This window comes from Enterobacter cloacae complex sp. P2B, from assembly GCF_014895985.1.
Taxonomy (GTDB): Bacteria; Pseudomonadota; Gammaproteobacteria; order Enterobacterales; family Enterobacteriaceae; genus Enterobacter; species Enterobacter bugandensis.
On sequence record NZ_JADBQQ010000001.1, the window covers coordinates 1 to 19,227 of the forward strand.

The following is a 19,227-nucleotide window of genomic DNA, read 5'->3' on the forward strand; positions in this document are numbered from 1 at the left end:
GCTCACCGTTGCGAGGTGGCGTATATTACGCTTTCCTCTTTCAGAGTCAACCCGTTATTTCAGGATTTTTTCTCTTCAACCGACCGGGTTAACTGTGAAGTGATTCACATCCGCCGTGTCGATGGAGGCGCATTATAGGGAGTTATCCGCAGCCCGCAACAGAAAAGTTGCAAAAAAATGACTGACTGCTGCATTCCCCAGCAAAACCCCGATTTATACCCTTTTACGCACAGACTTATCCACAATTACAGCAAGATCCTGATGCGATCCTGCGAACTGAAAGAGAAGATCAACTATACTAGCGGCAAATATTCTTCTCCGCAGAGCTCCCCCTGATGAATACACAACGCCTGCCTCGCGACTGGCGCCTCCCTACGGCCGGATTGATGCTGCTGACCATCATCTTCGCCGCTTTTACGCTGCATACGCACTGGAACGCCTTTATCCAGTGGTGCCTTGCCACGCAGATTACGCTGCACCGTTATCTGGTGATGTATCTACTACAGCTGAATAACAACCAGTACAGCGGTGGATTATGGCTCTTAACAGGCGCTTTCTTTTATGGCGTACTTCACGCCATCGGGCCGGGGCACGGGAAGTTCATCGTGACAACCTACCTGAGCACAAATAAGGAGAGCGAACTGGCCGCACGCACCGTTCCCTCTCTTGGCAGCCTGATGCAGGGCGTCAGCGCCATTCTGTTTGTCTTTATTCTGGCAGTAGGATTTAACCTCGCGTCAGGAGATATCAGCACCAGCCGCTGGTATGTCGAGAAGATAAGCGCCGTGCTGATTGGCGCGTTTGGTGCTTTCATCATTTACCAGGCGCTGAAAAGCCTGCGGCCTCAAAGAATGAGGATCTCAGCGATCACTCCCCTTCATCAGCACGATGAACACTGTGGCTGTGGTCATCACGGCGTGGGCGCAGATCTGACACAAGGTGACTGGAAAACGCGTCTGGGCGTCATTCTGGCGATTGGCGCACGTCCGTGCAGCGGTGCGATCATGATTCTGATGTTTTCGAACGCGCTGGGCATTGTCACCTGGGGAATGGCGGCCGTTATGACCATGTCTTTAGGAACGGCACTCTCTATTATGGGGCTATCACTGGCGGTTCGTTATGCCCGTGAACGCACGGTGGCATGGTTCGGGGGAGATAGCGCGTTCAGATGGCTGGTGCCGGCAGTTAAAATTGCCGGAGGTATCATCCTGATCCTGTTCGCGACCGTCCTGTTCCTGACCGTCATCCCCATTAGCGCCAACGGCGACTACATCGCCGCCGGATGCTAATAAAAGAAAACCCGCCGTTGGCGGGTTTCTTTATTACTCGTTAATGCGGGGATGTTGATCAACAAGACGGGAGCGTTTCTTCTGCAGCTCTTCAATCTCTGCGTCGATATCCTCAATTTTCTGCTCAACGTTATCGTAGTGCTCGCGCAGGATTTCTTTCGCTTCCTGAATATCAGATGCCGCAGGCGTCGCCCCTTTCAGAGGACGGTTCGCCGTCTCCTTCATGGTCAGGCCGGTCGCCAGGCCGACTACCGCAATAACCATCAGGTAGTAGGCTGGCATCATCAGGTTCTGCGTGCTTTCCACCAGAGAGGCGGCAAGCGTAGGCGTCAGGCCGGCAATCAGAACGGAGATGTTGAACGCCGCCGCCAGCGCACTATAACGAATGTGCGTCGGGAACATCGCAGGTAATGTGGATGCCATCACCCCGATAAAGCAGTTCAGGATCACCGCCAGCATCAGCAGACCCGCGAAAATCAGACCCAGCACGTTACTGTTGATCAGAATAAACGCCGGGATCGCCAGCGCGAACAGCGCTACGCTACCCAGGATGATAAACGGTCGACGGCCAAAGCGGTCGCTCAGCAGACCCATAATCGGCTGTACAAACAGCATACCCACCATGATGGCGATAATAATCAGTACGCCGTGATCTTCCGAGTAGTGCAGGTTATGCGACAGATAGCTCGGCATGTAGGTCAGCAGCATGTAGTAAGTGACGTTGGTGGAAATCACCAGACCAATACAGGTCAGCAGGCTGCGCCAGTGCTTTGTCGCGATCTCTTTAAAGGACACTTTCGGGCCGTCCTGCAGCCCTTCGCGGTCGCCCTGCTCCAGTTTATCAACGTGCTGCTGGAACGCAGGTGTCTCTTCCAGCGCATGTCGCAGGTAAAGACCGATGATACCCAGTGGGAGCGCGATAAAGAACGGGATACGCCAGCCCCAGTCGAGGAAGTTCTCCTCACCGACCACGGTTGAAATCAGAACCACGACGCCCGCACCCATCACAAACCCGGCAATCGAACCGAAGTCCAGCCAGCTGCCCATGAAGCCGCGCTTACGGTCAGGGGAATACTCCGCGACGAAGATCGACGCCCCGGTATACTCACCCCCGACGGAGAAGCCCTGCGCCATCTTACAGAGCAACAGCAGAATAGGTGCCCAGATACCGATCGTGGCATAGGACGGTATTAGGCCGATACAGAACGTACTGATCGACATAATGACAATGGTGATAGCGAGTATTTTCTGGCGACCGTATTTGTCACCGAGCATACCGAAGAACAGACCACCCAGCGGGCGGATCAGGAAAGGAACGGAGAATGTACCCAGCGCGGCAATCATCTGCAGGCTTGGGTCAGCACCGGGGAAGAACACTTTACCTAATGCATAGGCAACAAAGCCGTAGACACCGAAATCGAACCATTCCATCGCATTACCGAGCGAGGCGGCGGTGATCGCTTTACGCAGTTTAGCGTCATCAATAATGGTGACGTCGCGAAGCGTAATGGGTTTAACCTTTTTCCTTCTTAGCATAGCTTTCCTCGTAGACTTAGCCCTGTCCGTTCCACAGCCAACTCGCACTCTGTGAACCCGAGATCCGCTCCGTGCGAACCTCCATCTTCAAGCGTAGCAGGTTTACTTACATTGACGTTTACCGTCGATACAACCGAACCTGTTGACGCCTGTCTGGGCAGTTAATGACCTTTTTACCCTACCAGCGTTTATATTTGTGATCAACTTCACACATATATTTATACTGCGTCAGGTGAAGACAGTTTTTGTCAACTACCGCAAATAAGTACTTTCTCAACCTTCCAGAGCCTCCATTTACGCCCTCATCCTTTTTCTTTTCCCAACAGAATAAAAAACCATATTTTTTACAAGAGATTTACATAAATTTTCAGCTCTCACAACGGGTCTTAAAGTTTACATTCAATATGTGATGAAGATAACTAAAACACCGTTTTATTTTCATTGAATCAATATTCCATCGATCGCATGATAATTCCTGAAACATAGCGACGCATGTTTTCTTACGACAGGAAACGAGAGCGCTGACTGAATTTCGGTGCAGGGTTATCACAAACCAATCATCAAGAGCACCCTTCATCAAATTGAATTTATTGATTTTTTTATTCGCACCTGCCGCTCACCATGAGAGGCGAAATTGTGAGGGTTAGAGATGAAGATTAAAGCCACGATAGAACGCATACCGGGTGGTATGATGCTGGTGCCGCTGGTACTCGGTGCTATTCTGAATACATTAGCACCTGAAACCGGGGCTTATTTTGGTGGTTTCACAAAGGGGATGATTACGGGTACCGTTCCCATCCTGGCGGTCTGGTTCTTTTGTATCGGCGCATCCATTAATTTGCGGGCAACCGGTACCGTATTACGCAAATCCGGAACGCTGGTGATAACCAAAATAGCGGTTGCCTGGGTGGTCGCAATGATATGCGCGATGTTCATTCCTGAAAATGGAATTCAGACCGGTTTCTTCGCCGGGTTATCCGTCCTGGCGATTGTCTCGGCGATGGACATGACCAACGGCGGGCTGTATGCCAGCCTGATGAACCAGTACGGAACGAAAGAGGAGTCCGGCGCGTTTGTTTTGATGTCTCTGGAGTCCGGCCCGCTCATGACGATGTTGATCCTGGGATCCGCTGGCCTGGCTTCTTTTGAGCCCCATCATTTTGTCGGCGCGATCCTGCCATTCCTGATCGGCTTCGCGCTGGGCAATCTGGATCACGATCTGCGTGATTTCTTCAGCAAAGCCACGCCGGTGCTGATCCCGTTCTTTGGCTTTGCGCTGGGTAACACCATCAACCTGAACGTGATTCTGGATACGGGACTGCTGGGGATTGTGCTGGGTATCGCGGTTATCATCATCACCGGTATTCCGCTGATCATTGCTGACCGCGTAATCGGGGGAGGAAACGGCACGGCGGGCGTCGCCGCCTCTTCAGCCGCAGGCGCTGCCGTTGCAAACCCGGTGATTATCGCCCAGATTAACCCGGCCTTCGAACCGGTGGCCGCGTCCGCGACGGCACTGGTTGCCGCCAGCGTGATTGTCACCGCAATCCTGGTGCCCATCATCACGGCGCTATACGCGAAACGCTACGGAAATGTGCAAGAGATCCCGCCTGAACCGAAACCGTTAGAAATGAATCACTAACGCACCGCGCCAGCCATCCTCTCTCCCCTGGGGGGAGAGGGTCAGGATGAGGGGTTCAACCAAAAATCTCTTCCACCATCTCATCCACCAGCCGTTTTGCCGAACACAGCCTCGGCATACCCAGCGCGACGGTCTGCCAGTTTTGCGTCACTGACCAACTCACCGGGTGTATATCCGCCTGACACCAGTCGCCCAGCCAGCCCAGCATGTCTTTGTGATCGATTAAACCCGCCGAAGCGGGTGTGGTCAGCCATTGATGATAGAAATGGCGCGTTGTGGGAGACGCATTGATGCCCTGTGCGAGGTAGTTGGCGGCCATGCTGCGTAAATTATCCTTGAGCATGGCCGACACATCGTTGTTCGCCAGACGGCAGGCATCGCCAAATGCTCCCCAGCGCAGCTCTTCCAGAACAATGAAGCAGCGCCCGGCCAAAGACCAGCCATCATAGTGACCGGCTCGCCAGCGGGTGAAAATTTGTTCACTATGCTCGCCCGCCTGTACCGTCAGTCCACGCTGGGTCAGCGCCTTTTCTTTATAGGCGGCACGTTGGGTAAAATGAGAGGAGAGCTCCGCATACTGTTCAAGCAGGCCGGGAGATGGCTGAGCGCGCAGGTGAGCCTGCTGGCACAGTGCAGTCAGTTTATCGGCCATCAGCGTCAGCGCAAGATGGCCCGGATCCAACATGCCGGCGAGTTTTTCCGCCAGCCCCAGGCGCAGGGCCGCGTTCTCGTTAAGCATTCCCGCCATCGCCCAGGGCCGTAGCCGGGTATGCGTCATGATCTCCTGAGTCAAACGTTCACGAAACTGCAGCTGCTGCGGCCCCAGATGGGGATGGCGCGCCGCGTCCACGCCCTGCACAAGATCGACCATAAACCTGGGATGAATACACTCCAGCGTCCGCCCGGGACCGTCCAGTAGCTGTGTTGTCATGGTTGCTCTGCTGCGAATAGAGTTTGAATGTCATCGCGTAACAGTCGGGTATCTTCCTGAATCCACGTCGCAGTCGTAATGCTTTGCTTCAACAGCTGGCTGAGCGCTCGGGTTGAATGCTCATTTTGTTGACGCACTGCGAGGCTATCACGCAAGCTTTCCTGTAACCCGGTCAGGCATAACGAAAATTCTGCAAAGAACGTCGCCATTCCGGCCGTAACAGAGACATCGACCTGCGCGGACAAAGCTTTACGTATTTGTTCACAAAACTGATCAATATGTTGCTTAAATTTGTCATGCAGTTGCGCAATGTCGATAACATAGTGCGTGCGCGTGACCACATACTCATCCCAGCCCCAGCCCGGATTATTGAGCCAACGCGAAACGGTTTCACGCATACTGCTCCCGGCGGAAAGTTGACCTGCCGGGCGGTTATCCTGTGCAATGGCATCGTTAAACAGTGCCCGCGTATTGAAGTCAAGCTGGTTTGCCTGAAAGGCCGGGAAGCTGATCCGCGCCCGGAAGCCGGCATGGCTCAGATGCTCTTTTATACGCGTTTCAATGGGGCGGATAGCGTCATTCAGCGAGCGCGCCAGCGTAGATTCCAGCTGATCGAAGCGTAACGCCAGCTCCCGGGCGATTTTTGCCTGCGCATCCAGCATGATGAGTTCACAGGAGGAGCGAATTTTACTCAGGACGATCTGCGCCTGACCTTCATCATCCAGAACCAGCGGTTCCCGCTCTTGCTGTTTTTCACTGCGGCGATTCAGCCGCTCAATACCTGCCAAATCAAGAATATTTTGAGGGCTGAACACATGGCCCACGGCCTGGTGAAGCGCCGATTTTTCGGCCTCCATAAAGTCCGCGGTCGCGTTCAGCGCCTGGTCAACTTCATGTTTCACCTCATCGCTCACCGCGCTCTGGCGCGTCTGCAGCAGCGCCATATCCTCTTCAAGACGCGCGATGTTCAGTTCCAGCCCCTCAAAGGCCACTGTCAGCCCCTGATAGCGGAAGTCGAGATACTCCCGGGCATTTTGCGCGTAGTTGAGCAGCTTATGCGAGGCCGAGCGCAGCGCGAATAGCGAGGCATTGGCATAGGCGGCGTAAATCAGTTTGCGTATCGGCTGTTCAAACAGCGAATCTTCCCAGAGCAAATCGGCTGCGTGACGGATATGGTTTATATCGTCCAGGTCCGCCGAACGCCAGCGGCGTCCGAGTGCGGCTTCGGCAAAATCCTGCACCCAGGGCTGCTCCTGATGCTCCGGCAGGCGTCCACGGGCATTCATCTCGTTGCGGGCGCGGTTTGCCAGATACGCCCACATAGAGGAAACAGGGTAGATCTGGCCAGGCGAAATAGTGCCTTTCATTAAGGTACCGGAGATCATCGCCCTGACCTGCTCTTCATCGTCGCTATTGCGATCCTTCTGGTCGAATTTATTCACCAGCGCATACAGAGGCACTGATTTCCCCGCAACCGAAATAGCCTGACGGACCTCTTCATCAGAAATAGATTTAAGCTGGGTATAATCCATCACCGCCAGCACCGCCGACGCGCGGGCTAGCTGTTCGCTAAGCATTTTTTGCAGATGCGGTTGTCCGGCCTCATTGGGGCCGGGAGTATCGAGCAGCGTCAGTTGCCCGAGGTGGGCATCAAGACCCGCAAGATGCACGAACTCCACTTCAATCACCGGAATATGTTCGATGGCCGCGTATTCAGAGAACGGAAACGCCACGCCCAGCGCCTGGGAGAGCCTTACCAGATCATTAAGACTTTTCAAGCAATGAAATATTGGCTGCGCCCCGAGATGATGCTTTTCAAAGGCCTCGCCTTTCTCAATACGCTCCAGCAGCGTATTCATGTCCTTATCAATTTCCAGTTGCAGAGCCAGCTTGCCGCGATCGTAATCGCCAAGCTTTTTCTGCAGCAGGTGAATCAAATCATCAATAGGAGAGACATGTGAGAAGTGGAGCACCGGCTCTTTCTGGCCTGGCGTATGACGTATCAGCGTAGGCAGCGCCGTCATTGGGCGGTTGCGGTTCGGCAACACTTCGGTACCCACAATGGCATTAATGGTGGTCGATTTCCCCGCTTTCATCGTGCCAACGATAGCCAGAACCATTTCCAGACGTGTTATTTTGCGTAATTCATTATTCAGCGTTGCCTGCTGCGCTTCGACGCCGCGCGCACTAAAATGCAAAGGCAGCACGTTGTTCTTTTCACCTGTAATAGCAGCCGTCGTGCTCTCCAGCTTCGCTGTCGGCATTGATTTCAGGGTATCGAGATTTTGCAGGGCAAGCTGTAACAAACGCTCAGCTTCCTGACTTAATTCAAAAATGGTCTGTGTGTGCATGATAAAAGCCTTTCCTTAACGCAAATTTATTACTTTTATTAAGCCACTTGTATTAATTATGATGTTCAGGCTTATATGATCACGTGTGGAAAACATGTTCACCAAAATATAACCAATTGAAGATAATCAGAAATAAATGGCTATCCCTGCATGGCGTGTAAAGCTCTCCTCAAGGCCTGAAAGCCAAAAGATAAAAAGCCTGGCCCATTTTAAGAAGCTTCAGGATATATCATCATTATTTACCCACCTAAAAAGAGAGGGATAGGCCGCCAACATAAGAAATGCATGGCAGTAAAGTTCGAAGATAAATAACAATGCGTTGCTTCACCTTATCCGAAATGAAGGTGCGTAGCAATTTGCCGCAATAAAATATTCGATATATTTAGCGACTTCTCTTTCCACCGTGTTAATGACGTTAGCATCGCTTAGCTGACTGACAGTAAGTGTCACTCGCAACACATTTTCTGCGTTTTTTAAATTCACAATAGCACCGACAAAAGTGTGGATTTGCGTTATACTTGCCGCCTTTTTCGGCACTCTGCCGTCATTTAGCTGGCACTTTCCAGCGCGTTAACACTTTTGAGGATACCGACATGCAACTCCCACACTGCCCAAAATGCAATTCTGAATACACATACGAAGATAATGGCATGTTCATCTGCCCGGAATGTGCACACGAATGGAATGATGCCGAGCCAGCGCAGGACGCTGATGCACTGATCGTCAAAGATGCCAACGGTAATCTGCTGGCGGATGGCGACAGCGTCACCGTGGTGAAAGATCTTAAGGTGAAAGGCAGCTCTTCCATGCTGAAGATCGGCACCAAAGTGAAGAATATCCGTCTGGTGGAAGGCGATCATAATATCGATTGCAAAATTGACGGCTTCGGTCCGATGAAACTGAAATCTGAGTTCGTGAAAAAGAACTGATTTAACCCGCCCGGTAGCGCTTCGCTTACCGGGCTTTCGGGAACTACACTTAACGGGCTTTTCTTACGTGAGGTAAAGATTATGCCGTTAAGTCCCTACATCTCTTTTGCCGGCAACTGTGCAGAGGCTACCGCCTTCTATCAGCAAGCCGTCGGCGCAGAACTCCTCTATAAAATCACCTTCGGCGAAATGCCAAAAAGCGATAACAGCGAAGAAGGCTGTCCGTCCGGCATGCAGTTTCCGGATTCGGCTATCGCTCACTCCAACGTTCGCATTGCGGGCAGCGATATCATGATGAGCGACGGGCTGCCGCCGGGCAGCAGCGCACAGTACGCGGGCTTCACGCTGGTGCTCGACACGCAGGATGTGTCAGAAGGCAAGCGCTGGTTCGACAACCTTGCCGATGGCGGGAATATCGACATGGCCTGGCAGGAAACCTTCTGGGCGCACGGCTTTGGTAAGGTCACCGACAAGTACGGCGTGCCGTGGATGATTAACGTCGTTAAGCAGCAGCACTAATTTTCGGGCGGTAGGCGGTCTGCCTCCGCCTGTCATCAAACTCCCCTCAACTCTTCAAACTCCCGCAACCTGCACTTAACCCAAATGTCATATTGATGCGCCAGCATGAGGCCACATTTATCGTGAGGCCCAGCACATGCACACTGTCATCCGCGTCGAGAAACTGAGCAAGACCTTCAATCACAACAAGGCGCTGCATGCCGTTGATCTGACCGTCCAGCAGGGCGAAATGGTGGCGCTGCTGGGGCCGTCCGGTTCAGGAAAATCCACCCTTCTGCGTCACTTAAGTGGCCTTATTACCTGCGATAAAGCGCCGGAAAGCCGCGTCGAGCTGCTGGGTAACACCGTGCAGCATGCGGGCCGTCTGGCGAGCGATATTCGCAAAAGCCGCGCCCGGACGGGCTACATCTTTCAGCAGTTCAACCTGGTGAACCGCCTGACGGTGCTGGAGAACGTGCTGATTGGCGCGCTCGGCAGCACCCCGTTCTGGCGCACCTGCCTGCGCTGGTTCTCCCCATCACAGAAGCAGGAAGCCTTACAGGCGCTGACCCGCGTCGGCATGGCGCACTTCGCCCACCAGCGCGTGTCCACGCTGTCCGGCGGGCAGCAGCAGCGCGTCGCTATCGCCCGCGCCCTGATGCAGAAAGCCAAAATCATTCTGGCCGATGAGCCCATCGCCTCGTTGGATCCGGAGTCGGCCCGCATCGTGATGGAAACCCTGCGCGACATCAACCAGAACGACGGCATCACCGTGGTGGTGACGCTGCATCAGGTGGATTACGCCTTGCGCTACTGCGAGCGCATCGTCGCCCTGCGTCAGGGCCACGTGTTCTTCGATGGCGCCAGCCACCAGTTTGATAACGAACGTTTTGACCATCTCTACCGCAGCGTAAACCGCGTCGAAGAACGCGCGCAGGCTGCTTAACGCCCCGATAACGAGGAATGGAAATGAACTACAAAGCCGTTGCCGCGCTGGCCTTCACCAGCATGTTCAGCATCAGCACCCTGTTAAGCCCGGCGTACGCCGAAGAGCAGGAAAAAGCGTTGAACTTTGGCATCATTTCAACGGAATCACAGCAAAACCTGAAGCCGCAGTGGGAACCGTTCCTGAAAGATATGGAAACCAAACTGGGGATCAAAGTGAACGCCTTCTTCGCCCCGGACTACGCGGGCATCATCCAGGGGATGCGCTTTAACAAAGTGGACATCGCCTGGTACGGCAACCTTTCAGCCATGGAAGCGGTGGACCGCGCCAACGGTCAGGTCTTTGCCCAGACCGTTGCGGCAGATGGTTCTCCAGGATACTGGAGCGTGCTGATCGTCAACAAAGACAGCCCGATCAACAACCTCAACGACATGATCGCCAAACGCAAAGATCTGACCTTTGGCAACGGCGATCCGAACTCCACCTCCGGCTTCCTCGTCCCTGGCTACTACGTCTTCGCGAAAAACAACATCTCCGCCAGCGACTTTAAGCGCACCGTAAACGCCAGCCACGAAACCAACGCGCTGGCCGTGGCGAACAAGCAGGTGGACGTTGCCACCAACAACACCGAAAACCTCGACAAGCTGAAAACCTCCGCGCCTGACAAGCTGAAAGCGCTGAAGGTCATCTGGAAATCCCCGCTGATCCCCGGCGATCCGATCGTCTGGCGCAAAAATCTCTCCGAAAGCACCAAGGACAAGGTCTACGACTTCTTTATGAACTACGGCAAAACGCCGGAAGAGAAAGCGGTTCTGGAACGTCTGGGCTGGGCACCGTTCCGCGCGTCCAGCGATCTGCAGCTGGTCCCGATTCGCCAGCTGGCGCTGTTTAAGCAGATGCAGGTCGTGAAGGACAACAAAGGGCTGAAGGAAGAGGAGAAGACCAGCAAAGTCTCTGAAATCCAGGCCCAGCTGGAAGACCTCGACCGCCTGACCGCCGCGCTGGGTGCGATGACGAGCGTGAATAAAGCGGTGCAGTAACACAAGTCCCCTCTCCCTTAGGGGAGAGGGAGAACAGATTAAGGAGCCAACATGCAAACCATTACTCTCCCGCCGCCGAAGCGCAGCTGGTTCTCGCTCATAAGCTGGGCCATCCTGCTGGCGGTACTCGTTATCTCCTGGAAGGGCGCGGAGATGGATCCGCTGCTGCTCTTCAAAGATTCCGGCAACATGGCGACCTTCGCCGCCGACTTCTTCCCGCCGGATTTCAGCCAGTGGCAGGACTACCTCAGCGAAATGGCGATCACCCTGCAAATCGCCGTCTGGGGCACCGCCCTCGCCGTCGTTCTCTCCATTCCGTTCGGCCTGATGAGCGCCGAAAACATCGTGCCGTGGTGGGTATACCAGCCGATGCGTCGCCTGATGGACGCCTGTCGTGCCATCAACGAAATGGTCTTTGCGATGCTGTTCGTGGTCGCCGTTGGCCTGGGTCCGTTCGCCGGCGTGATGGCGCTGTTCATCCACACCACCGGCGTGCTCTCCAAGCTGCTCTCGGAAGCGGTCGAAGCCATCGAGCCCGGCCCGGTGGAAGGCATCCGCGCAACGGGCGCCAACAAAATCGAAGAGATCCTCTACGGCGTCCTGCCGCAGGTGATGCCGCTGCTGATCTCCTACTCCCTGTACCGCTTCGAGTCCAACGTTCGCTCCGCCACCGTAGTCGGTATGGTGGGCGCAGGCGGGATTGGCGTCACCCTGTGGGAAGCGATTCGCGGTTTCCAGTTCCAGCAAACCTGCGCCCTGATGGTGCTCATCATCGTCACCGTCAGCCTGCTGGACTTCCTCTCTCAACGCTTGCGTAAGCACTTCATCTGATTAGCGAGGCTTTGATTGGTATGCACTTATCCAGACATCCGACCAGTTACCCTACCCGCTGGCAAGAAATTGCGGCCAGGCTCGAAGTGGAGCTGCGCACGCATTACCGCTGCGGTGACTACCTGCCCGCCGAGCAGCAGCTTGCCGACCGCTACGAAGTGAACCGCCACACCCTGCGCCGCGCCATTGACCAGCTGGTGGAGCGCGGCTGGGTGCAGCGCCGTCAGGGCGTCGGCGTGCTGGTGCTGATGCGCCCGTTTGACTACCCGCTCAACGCCCAGGCGCGTTTTAGCCAGAATCTGCTGGATCAGGGTAGCCATCCAACCAGCGAAAAGCTGCTCTCGGTTCTGCGCCCGGCCTCCCATCACGTGGCGGATGCGCTCGGGATTCAGGAGGGTGACAACGTCGTACACCTGCGTACGTTGCGCCGGGTCAACGGCGTGGCGGTCTGCCAGATCGACCACTACTTCGCGGACCTCACCCTCTGGCCCGTGCTGCAACATTTCGCCAGCGGTTCCCTGCATGATTTCCTTCAGGACGCGACGGGTATCGCGCTCAAACGCACCCAGACGCGCATCAGCGCCCGCCGCGCGCAGGCGAAAGAGAGCAAGGTGCTGGAGATCCCCAATATGGCCCCGCTGCTCTGCGTGCGCACCCTCAACCACCGTGACGGCGAGATCAACGCGACGGAATACTCCGTCAGCCTGACCCGCGCCGACATGATTGAATTCACCATGGAGCACTGAATGCACTTCGACACCTCCACCCGACAGCGCTGGATGCGCGTGCTGGCCCATAGCCAGCCTGCTGCGCTGGCCGCCCGCATGAACGCACTCGGCCTGACGCCGGACTACGACACGATCCGCGCGCCGGAGATCGGCCTGGTGCAGATCCAGGCACGCATGGGCGGCACCGGCGAGCGCTTCTTCGCCGGCGATGCCACCCTCACCCGCGCGGCTATCCGCCTTAACAGCGGCACGCTGGGTTATAGCTACGTACTTGGGCGAGACAAAACGCACGCCGAGCGCTGCGCGGTGATCGACGCGCTTTTACAGGAACACCCGCATTTCCAGACGTTAATGGAAACCCTTATTGCCCCGCTGGAAGCCGACCGCGCCGCACGCCTTGCCGCGCGTCAGGCCGAAGTGAACACCAGCCGGGTCGACTTCTTTACGCTCGTTCGCGGAGACAACGCATGACGCTTCAACCTGCTTTTACCCTGGCCGTCCAGGATGCCCAACAGAGTTTCCGTCGCCTGCTGAAGGCCATGAGCGAGCCCGGCGTGATCGTCTCCCTGCACCAGCTCTCGCAGGGCTGGCTGCCGCTGAACCTCGCCTCCACCAGCGTGCTGCTGACGCTGGCGGACAACGACACCCCGGTATGGCTGTCAGGCGCATTGCTGAACGATATCGCCAGCCAGAACCTGCGCTTTCACACCAGCGCGCCGCTGGTCGAGCAGCCCCAGCAGGCGGTCTTTGCCGTGGCCGACGAACAGATCAGCCATGAACAGCTTAACGCCCTGAGCGAAGGCAGCGCCGTCGCACCGGAAACCAGCGCCACGCTGATTTTGCAGGTCTCCAGCCTGAGCGGTGGCCGCATGCTTCGCCTGACGGGCGCAGGCATCGCCGACGAGCGGATGGTCGCGCCCCAGCTACCGGAGTGCATCATCCATGAGCTGACCGAGCGCCCGCACCCGTTCCCGCTCGGCATTGACCTGATCCTGACCTGCGGGGAGCGCCTGCTGGCAATCCCGCGGACTACCCACGTGGAGGTGTGCTGATGTACGTAGCCGTCAAAGGAGGCGAAAAGGCGATCGCCGCCGCTCATGCCTTACAGGAGCACAGACGCCGGGGCGATGAACAGCTTCCCGAGCTGAGCGTCGCCCAAATTGAGCAACAGCTTAACCTCACGGTTGACCGCGTGATGACCGAGGGCGGCGTTGCTGACCGCGAGCTTGCAGCGCTGGCGCTCAAGCAGGCCAGCGGCGATAACGTGGAAGCCATCTTCCTGCTGCGCGCCTGGCGCACCACCGTTCCCCGTCTGGCAGTCAGCGAGCCGGTGAACACGGCGGAAATGCGCCTGGAGCGCCGAATCTCTGCCGTTTATAAAGACATTCCCGGCGGCCAGCTGCTTGGCCCGACTTACGACTACACCCATCGTCTACTGGACTTCACGCTGCTGGCGAACGGCGAAGCCCCAACGCTCAGCACTTCAGACGTCGAACAGGAACCGTCTCCGCACGTCTTCAGCCTGCTGGCAAACCAGGGGCTGGCGAAAGCGGAAGAAGACACTGGCGCCACGCCGGACGACGTCACCCGCACGCCGCCGGTCTACCCGTGCTCACGCTCGTCCCGCCTGCAACAGCTGATGCGCGGCGACGAAGGGTATCTGCTGGCGCTGGCCTACTCCACACAGCGCGGCTACGGGCGCAACCACCCGTTCGCGGCAGAGATCCGCAGCGGCTATCTCGACGTCGAAATCGTGCCGGAAGAGCTGGGTTTTGCGGTGAACGTCGGCGAACTGCTGATGACCGAGTGCGAAATGGTCAACGGTTTCGTCGCGCCAGAGAATGAAGACCCGCATTTTACCCGCGGCTACGGGCTGGTGTTTGGCCTCGGCGAGCGCAAGGCGATGGCGATGGCGCTGGTTGACCGCGCCCTGCAGGCGCCGGACTACGGCGAGCACATTGCCGGCCCGGCGCAGGACGAAGAGTTCGTGCTGGCCCACGCGGACAACGTCGAGGCCGCAGGCTTTGTCTCGCACATCAAGCTGCCGCACTACGTCGATTTCCAGGCCGAACTGGAACTGCTGAAACGCCTGCAACGGGAGCGCGCCAATGGCTAACTTAAGCGGCTACAACTTTGCCTATCTGGATGAGCAAACTAAACGCATGATCCGCCGCGCCATTTTAAAAGCGGTGGCTATTCCGGGCTATCAGGTGCCGTTTGGTGGCCGTGAAATGCCGATGCCGTACGGCTGGGGCACAGGCGGCATTCAGATCACCGCCAGCGTGATTGGCGAAGCGGACGTGCTGAAGGTTATCGACCAGGGCGCGGACGATACCACCAACGCCGTGTCGATCCGCAACTTCTTTAAGCGCGTGACGGGCGTCAATACCACCGAAAAAACCGAAGACGCGACGCTGATCCAGACCCGCCACCGAATTCCGGAGACTCCGCTGACGGAAGATCAGATTCTGATTTTCCAGGTGCCGATCCCGGAGCCGCTGCGCTTTATCGAGCCGCGCGAAACCGAGACCCGCACCATGCACGCGCTGGAAGAGTACGGGATCATGCAGGTCAAACTGTATGAAGACATCGCCCGCTTCGGCCATATCGCCACCACCTACGCCTACCCGGTGAAGGTCAACGGGCGCTACGTCATGGACCCGTCGCCGATCCCAAAATTCGATAACCCGAAGATGGACATGATGCCTGCCCTGCAGCTCTTTGGTGCCGGACGTGAAAAACGCATCTACGCCGTACCGCCGTATACGCGTGTCGAAAGCCTGGATTTCGACGATCACCCGTTTACGGTGCAGGAGTGGGACGAGCCGTGCGCCATCTGCGGTTCAAAGCACAGTTATCTGGATGAAGTGGTGCTGGACGACACGGGCAAACGAATGTTTGTCTGCTCCGACACCGATTACTGCCGCCAACAGAGCGAGGCGAACGGCCAATGAAACCGCTGCTTTCGGTTAATAACCTGACCCACCTTTATGCGCCGGGAAAAGGCTTCAGCGACGTGTCGTTCGAGCTGTGGCCGGGCGAAGTGCTGGGCATTGTCGGCGAGTCCGGCTCCGGCAAAACCACCCTGCTGAAGTCCATCTCCGCGCGTCTGACGCCGCAACACGGCGAGATCCTGTATCAGGGACGCTCCCTCTACGACATAAGCGAGGCCGAGCGCCGTCGCCTGCTGCGCACCGAGTGGGGCGTGGTGCATCAGCACCCGATGGACGGCCTGCGCCGTCAGGTGTCGGCGGGAGGCAATATCGGCGAACGGCTGATGGCCACCGGCGCGCGCCACTACGGCAACATCCGCGCCACCGCACAGCACTGGCTGGAGGAGGTGGAGATCCCCGCCTCGCGCATTGACGACCTGCCAACCACCTTTTCCGGCGGTATGCAGCAGCGTTTGCAAATTGCCCGCAATCTGGTCACCCATCCAAAGCTGGTGTTTATGGATGAACCCACCGGCGGGCTGGACGTCTCCGTGCAGGCCCGCCTGCTCGACCTGCTGCGCGGCCTGGTGGTGGAACTGAACCTGGCGGTGGTGATTGTCACCCACGATCTGGGCGTTGCGCGCCTGCTGGCGGACCGCCTGCTGGTGATGAAGCAGGGTCAGGTGGTGGAAAGTGGGCTGACCGACCGCGTGCTCGACGACCCGCATCATCCGTACACCCAGCTGCTGGTGTCGTCGGTATTACAGAATTGAGAGGCCAACATGATCCACGTTGAAAATGTCAGTAAGACCTTTGTGCTCCACCAGCAAAATGGCGTGCGCCTGCCGGTGCTGCAAAACGCCTCGTTAGAGGTGAGTCAGGGTGAATGCGTGGTGCTGCACGGCCACTCCGGCAGCGGTAAATCGACCCTGCTGCGCTCCCTGTACGCCAACTATTTACCGGACGAAGGCCACATCCATATTCGCCATAACGAAGAGTGGGTAGATCTGGTTCAGGCCCCGGCGCGCAAGGTGCTGGAAGTGCGCCGCTCAACGATCGGCTGGGTCAGCCAGTTCCTGCGGGTGATCCCGCGGATCTCCGCCCTGGACGTGGTGATGCAGCCTCTGCTGGATCTCGGCGTGCCGCGCGAAACCTGCGCCGCCAGGGCCGCCAGCCTGCTGACGCGCCTCAACGTGCCGGAGCGCCTGTGGCACCTCGCCCCGTCGACCTTTTCCGGCGGCGAGCAGCAGCGCGTGAATATCGCGCGCGGGTTTATCGTCGACTATCCGATTTTACTGCTGGATGAACCCACCGCCTCGCTCGACGCTAAAAACAGCGCGGCGGTGATGGATCTGATCGAACAGGCCAAAGCGCGCGGCGCGGCGATCGTCGGGATCTTCCACGACGACGCCGTCCGCACCCGCGTGGCGGACAGGCTGCACCCGATGGGGACAAACGCATGATTATCAATAATGTCAGGCTGGTGCTGGAAAATGAGGTCGTGAAGGGTTCGGTTGAAATCCAGGACGGCGTCATCCGCGCCTTTGCCGAAACCCAAAGCCGTTCTCCTGAAGCGATGGACGGCGACGGCGGCTGGCTGCTGCCGGGGCTGATTGAGCTGCATACCGATAATCTGGATAAATTCTTCACCCCACGCCCGAAGGTGGACTGGCCCGCCCATTCGGCAATGAGCAGCCACGACGCGCTGATGGTCGCCAGCGGCATCACCACGGTGCTGGACGCGGTGGCGATCGGCGACGTGCGCGACGGCGGCGATCGTCTGGAAAATCTGGAAAAGATGATCAACGCCGTGGAGGAGACGCAAAAGCGCGGCCTCAACCGCGCCGAGCACCGCCTGCACCTGCGCTGCGAGCTGCCGCATCACACCACCCTGCCGCTGTTTGAAAAGCTGATCGGGCGCGAGCCGGTCTCGCTGGTCTCCCTGATGGATCACTCCCCGGGGCAGCGCCAGTTCGCCAACATTGAAAAGTACCGTGAATACTATCAGGGCAAATACTCGCTCAACGACGCGGAGATGGCGCGCTACGAAGAAGAGCAGCTGGCGCTTGCGGCACAATGGTCGCAGCCGAACCGTCTCTCCATTGCCGCGATGTGTCGGGACCGGAATATCGCGCTGGCCAGCCATGACGACGCCACGCACGATCACGTGCGCGAATCCCACCAGCTTGGCAGCGTGATCGCCGAATTTCCCACCACGTTCGAGGCGGCAGAGGCATCGCGCAAACACGGCATGAACGTGCTGATGGGCGCGCCGAACATCGTGCGCGGCGGATCGCACTCCGGCAACGTGGCGGCAAGCAAACTCGCTTCCCTCGGCCTGCTGGATATCCTCTCGTCTGACTACTACCCCGCCAGCCTGCTGGACGCGGCCTTCCGCGTCGCGGACGACGAGGACAACCGCTTTACGCTGCCGCAGGCGATTCGACTGGTGACGAAAAACCCGGCCAGCGCGCTCAACCTTCACGACCGCGGTGAGATTGCCGAAGGCAAACGGGCAGACCTGGTGCTGGCGCACCGCAAGGGCGAGCACGTTCATATCGACCACGTCTGGCGTCAGGGAAAAAGGGTGTTCTGATGGGAAGACTCATCTGGTTAATGGGCCCGTCCGGCTCGGGAAAAGACAGCCTGCTGTCGGCGTTACGGCAGCGGGAACATTCACAGCTGCTGGTGGCGCACCGCTACATTACCCGCGCGGCGAACGCTGGCAGTGAAAACCATATCGCCCTGAGCGAGCAGGAGTTTTTTACCCGCGCCGGGCAAAATCTGCTGGCGCTGAGCTGGCACGCGAACGGCTTTTATTACGGCGTCGGCATCGAGATCGACCTCTGGCTGCACGCGGGCTTCGACGTGCTGGTTAACGGCTCGCGCGCGCATCTGCCGCAGGCAAAAGCCCGGTACGAAGCGGCGCTGCTGCCGGTCTGTTTGCAGGTTTCTCCGGATATTCTGCGTAGCCGCCTGCAAAGCCGGGGGCGCGAAAATGCGCGTGAGATCGACCAGCGGCTGGAACGTGCGGCGCGCTACACCCCGTCGGGCTGTCACGTCCTCAATAACGACGGAAGTTTGCTACAGTCAGTCGAGACCTTTTTATCGCTTATTCGCCAGAAGGAGAGACAGCATGCCTGACTGCCAGCTTCGCCCCGCCACCGCCGACGACGCGCAAATTGTTTACGCCCTGATCTGTGAACTGAAGCAGGCAGAGTTCGATCACCAGGCGTTTCACGCCGGATTTCTGGCCAACCTTCAGGATCACAACATGCGCTACCAGCTTGCCGAGCTGGACGGACATGTCGTCGGCATGATCGGCCTGCACATGCAGTTTCACCTGCACCATGCCCGCTGGATCGGCGAGATCCAGGAGCTGGTGGTGATGCCGCAGGCGCGCGGGTTAAAGATTGGCAGCCAGTTGCTGGCATGGGCAGAAGACGTTGCGAGGCAGGCCGGCGCTGAACTGACCGAGCTCTCCACCAGCGTGAAGCGCACGGACGCACACCGTTTTTACGTTCGTGAGGGATATACGCAGAGCCATTTTCGATTCACCAAACCGCTGTAGAG

The 19,227-nt window shown here is 57.4% G+C and carries 20 protein-coding genes; 17 read left to right on the forward strand and 3 right to left on the reverse strand.

Annotated elements, in window-relative coordinates; genetic code table 11:
- The first annotated feature begins 335 nt into the window (after positions 1-335).
- A complete protein-coding gene (locus tag IM313_RS00005; RefSeq protein WP_192972030.1) occupies positions 336-1,289 on the forward strand; it encodes a nickel/cobalt transporter in 954 nt (317 codons plus the stop codon).
- Positions 1,290-1,322: 33 nt separating this feature from the next.
- On the opposite strand, the gene proP is transcribed toward IM313_RS00005, so the two are convergent.
- On the reverse strand, positions 1,323-2,825 hold the full coding sequence (gene proP / locus IM313_RS00010) for a glycine betaine/L-proline transporter ProP (protein WP_028015221.1): 1,503 nt from the start codon (positions 2,823-2,825) through the stop codon (positions 1,323-1,325).
- 649 nt (positions 2,826-3,474) lie between these two features.
- Here proP and kdgT point away from each other — a divergent pair.
- Complete coding sequence (kdgT, locus tag IM313_RS00015) at positions 3,475-4,467, forward strand: 2-keto-3-deoxygluconate transporter (RefSeq protein WP_059357329.1); 993 nt, start codon at positions 3,475-3,477, stop codon at positions 4,465-4,467.
- Positions 4,468-4,522: 55 nt separating this feature from the next.
- On the opposite strand, the gene IM313_RS00020 is transcribed toward kdgT, so the two are convergent.
- The gene (locus IM313_RS00020; protein ID WP_192972031.1) at positions 4,523-5,398 is read right to left on the reverse strand and encodes a diguanylate cyclase regulator RdcB family protein; all 876 of its coding nucleotides are present in this window, start codon (positions 5,396-5,398) and stop codon (positions 4,523-4,525) included.
- The gene (gene crfC / locus IM313_RS00025; RefSeq protein ID WP_192972032.1) at positions 5,395-7,749 is read right to left on the reverse strand and encodes a clamp-binding protein CrfC; all 2,355 of its coding nucleotides are present in this window, start codon (positions 7,747-7,749) and stop codon (positions 5,395-5,397) included. The genes IM313_RS00020 and crfC overlap by 4 nt, the downstream gene beginning before the upstream one ends.
- Before the next feature lie 593 nt (positions 7,750-8,342).
- Between crfC and IM313_RS00030 the strand changes: the two genes are divergently transcribed.
- From IM313_RS00030 to phnO, 15 genes are all read left to right on the forward strand, one after another.
- Positions 8,343-8,678, forward strand: a complete 336-nt coding sequence (locus IM313_RS00030) for a zinc ribbon domain-containing protein YjdM (RefSeq protein WP_047366881.1) — start codon at positions 8,343-8,345, stop codon at positions 8,676-8,678.
- Positions 8,679-8,759: 81 nt separating this feature from the next.
- Positions 8,760-9,197, forward strand: a complete 438-nt coding sequence (gene yjdN / locus IM313_RS00035; RefSeq protein WP_028015216.1) for a VOC family metalloprotein YjdN — start codon at positions 8,760-8,762, stop codon at positions 9,195-9,197.
- Between the two features lie 136 nt (positions 9,198-9,333).
- Positions 9,334-10,122 carry a phosphonate ABC transporter ATP-binding protein gene (phnC, locus tag IM313_RS00040; protein WP_028015215.1) on the forward strand — a complete coding sequence of 263 codons (789 nt, stop codon included), beginning with the start codon at positions 9,334-9,336 and terminating at the stop codon, positions 10,120-10,122.
- A 23-nt stretch (positions 10,123-10,145) separates the two neighbouring features.
- Complete coding sequence (gene phnD / locus IM313_RS00045; protein ID WP_192972033.1) at positions 10,146-11,162, forward strand: phosphonate ABC transporter substrate-binding protein; 1,017 nt, start codon at positions 10,146-10,148, stop codon at positions 11,160-11,162.
- A gap of 51 nt (positions 11,163-11,213) precedes the next feature.
- Positions 11,214-11,993 (forward strand): phosphonate ABC transporter, permease protein PhnE, encoded by a 780-nt coding sequence (gene phnE, locus IM313_RS00050; RefSeq protein WP_028015213.1) that lies wholly within the window; start codon positions 11,214-11,216, stop codon positions 11,991-11,993.
- A gap of 20 nt (positions 11,994-12,013) precedes the next feature.
- Positions 12,014-12,739 (forward strand): phosphonate metabolism transcriptional regulator PhnF, encoded by a 726-nt coding sequence (gene phnF, locus IM313_RS00055; RefSeq protein ID WP_028015212.1) that lies wholly within the window; start codon positions 12,014-12,016, stop codon positions 12,737-12,739.
- Positions 12,740-13,192, forward strand: coding sequence for a phosphonate C-P lyase system protein PhnG (gene phnG, locus IM313_RS00060; protein ID WP_028015211.1), 453 nt, complete (start codon positions 12,740-12,742; stop codon positions 13,190-13,192). It abuts the gene before it with no gap.
- Positions 13,189-13,773, forward strand: coding sequence for a phosphonate C-P lyase system protein PhnH (gene phnH / locus IM313_RS00065; protein WP_028015210.1), 585 nt, complete (start codon positions 13,189-13,191; stop codon positions 13,771-13,773). Before phnG ends, phnH begins: the two co-directional genes overlap by 4 nt.
- Positions 13,773-14,837 carry a carbon-phosphorus lyase complex subunit PhnI gene (locus IM313_RS00070; protein WP_193034367.1) on the forward strand — a complete coding sequence of 355 codons (1,065 nt, stop codon included), beginning with the start codon at positions 13,773-13,775 and terminating at the stop codon, positions 14,835-14,837. Before phnH ends, IM313_RS00070 begins: the two co-directional genes overlap by 1 nt.
- Positions 14,830-15,675, forward strand: coding sequence for an alpha-D-ribose 1-methylphosphonate 5-phosphate C-P-lyase PhnJ (gene phnJ / locus IM313_RS00075; RefSeq protein WP_041911512.1), 846 nt, complete (start codon positions 14,830-14,832; stop codon positions 15,673-15,675). Before IM313_RS00070 ends, phnJ begins: the two co-directional genes overlap by 8 nt.
- Positions 15,672-16,427: a phosphonate C-P lyase system protein PhnK gene (phnK, locus tag IM313_RS00080; protein WP_045261067.1), complete on the forward strand. Its 756-nt coding sequence runs from the start codon at positions 15,672-15,674 to the stop codon at positions 16,425-16,427. Before phnJ ends, phnK begins: the two co-directional genes overlap by 4 nt.
- A gap of 9 nt (positions 16,428-16,436) precedes the next feature.
- Positions 16,437-17,117, forward strand: coding sequence for a phosphonate C-P lyase system protein PhnL (gene phnL / locus IM313_RS00085; RefSeq protein WP_192972035.1), 681 nt, complete (start codon positions 16,437-16,439; stop codon positions 17,115-17,117).
- Positions 17,114-18,250, forward strand: a complete 1,137-nt coding sequence (gene phnM, locus IM313_RS00090) for an alpha-D-ribose 1-methylphosphonate 5-triphosphate diphosphatase (RefSeq protein WP_192972036.1) — start codon at positions 17,114-17,116, stop codon at positions 18,248-18,250. The genes phnL and phnM overlap by 4 nt, the downstream gene beginning before the upstream one ends.
- Positions 18,247-18,798 carry a ribose 1,5-bisphosphokinase gene (phnN, locus tag IM313_RS00095; protein ID WP_028015204.1) on the forward strand — a complete coding sequence of 184 codons (552 nt, stop codon included), beginning with the start codon at positions 18,247-18,249 and terminating at the stop codon, positions 18,796-18,798. Before phnM ends, phnN begins: the two co-directional genes overlap by 4 nt.
- Positions 18,791-19,225 (forward strand): aminoalkylphosphonate N-acetyltransferase, encoded by a 435-nt coding sequence (gene phnO / locus IM313_RS00100; protein WP_028015203.1) that lies wholly within the window; start codon positions 18,791-18,793, stop codon positions 19,223-19,225. Before phnN ends, phnO begins: the two co-directional genes overlap by 8 nt.
- The last annotated feature ends 2 nt before the right edge of the window (positions 19,226-19,227 follow it).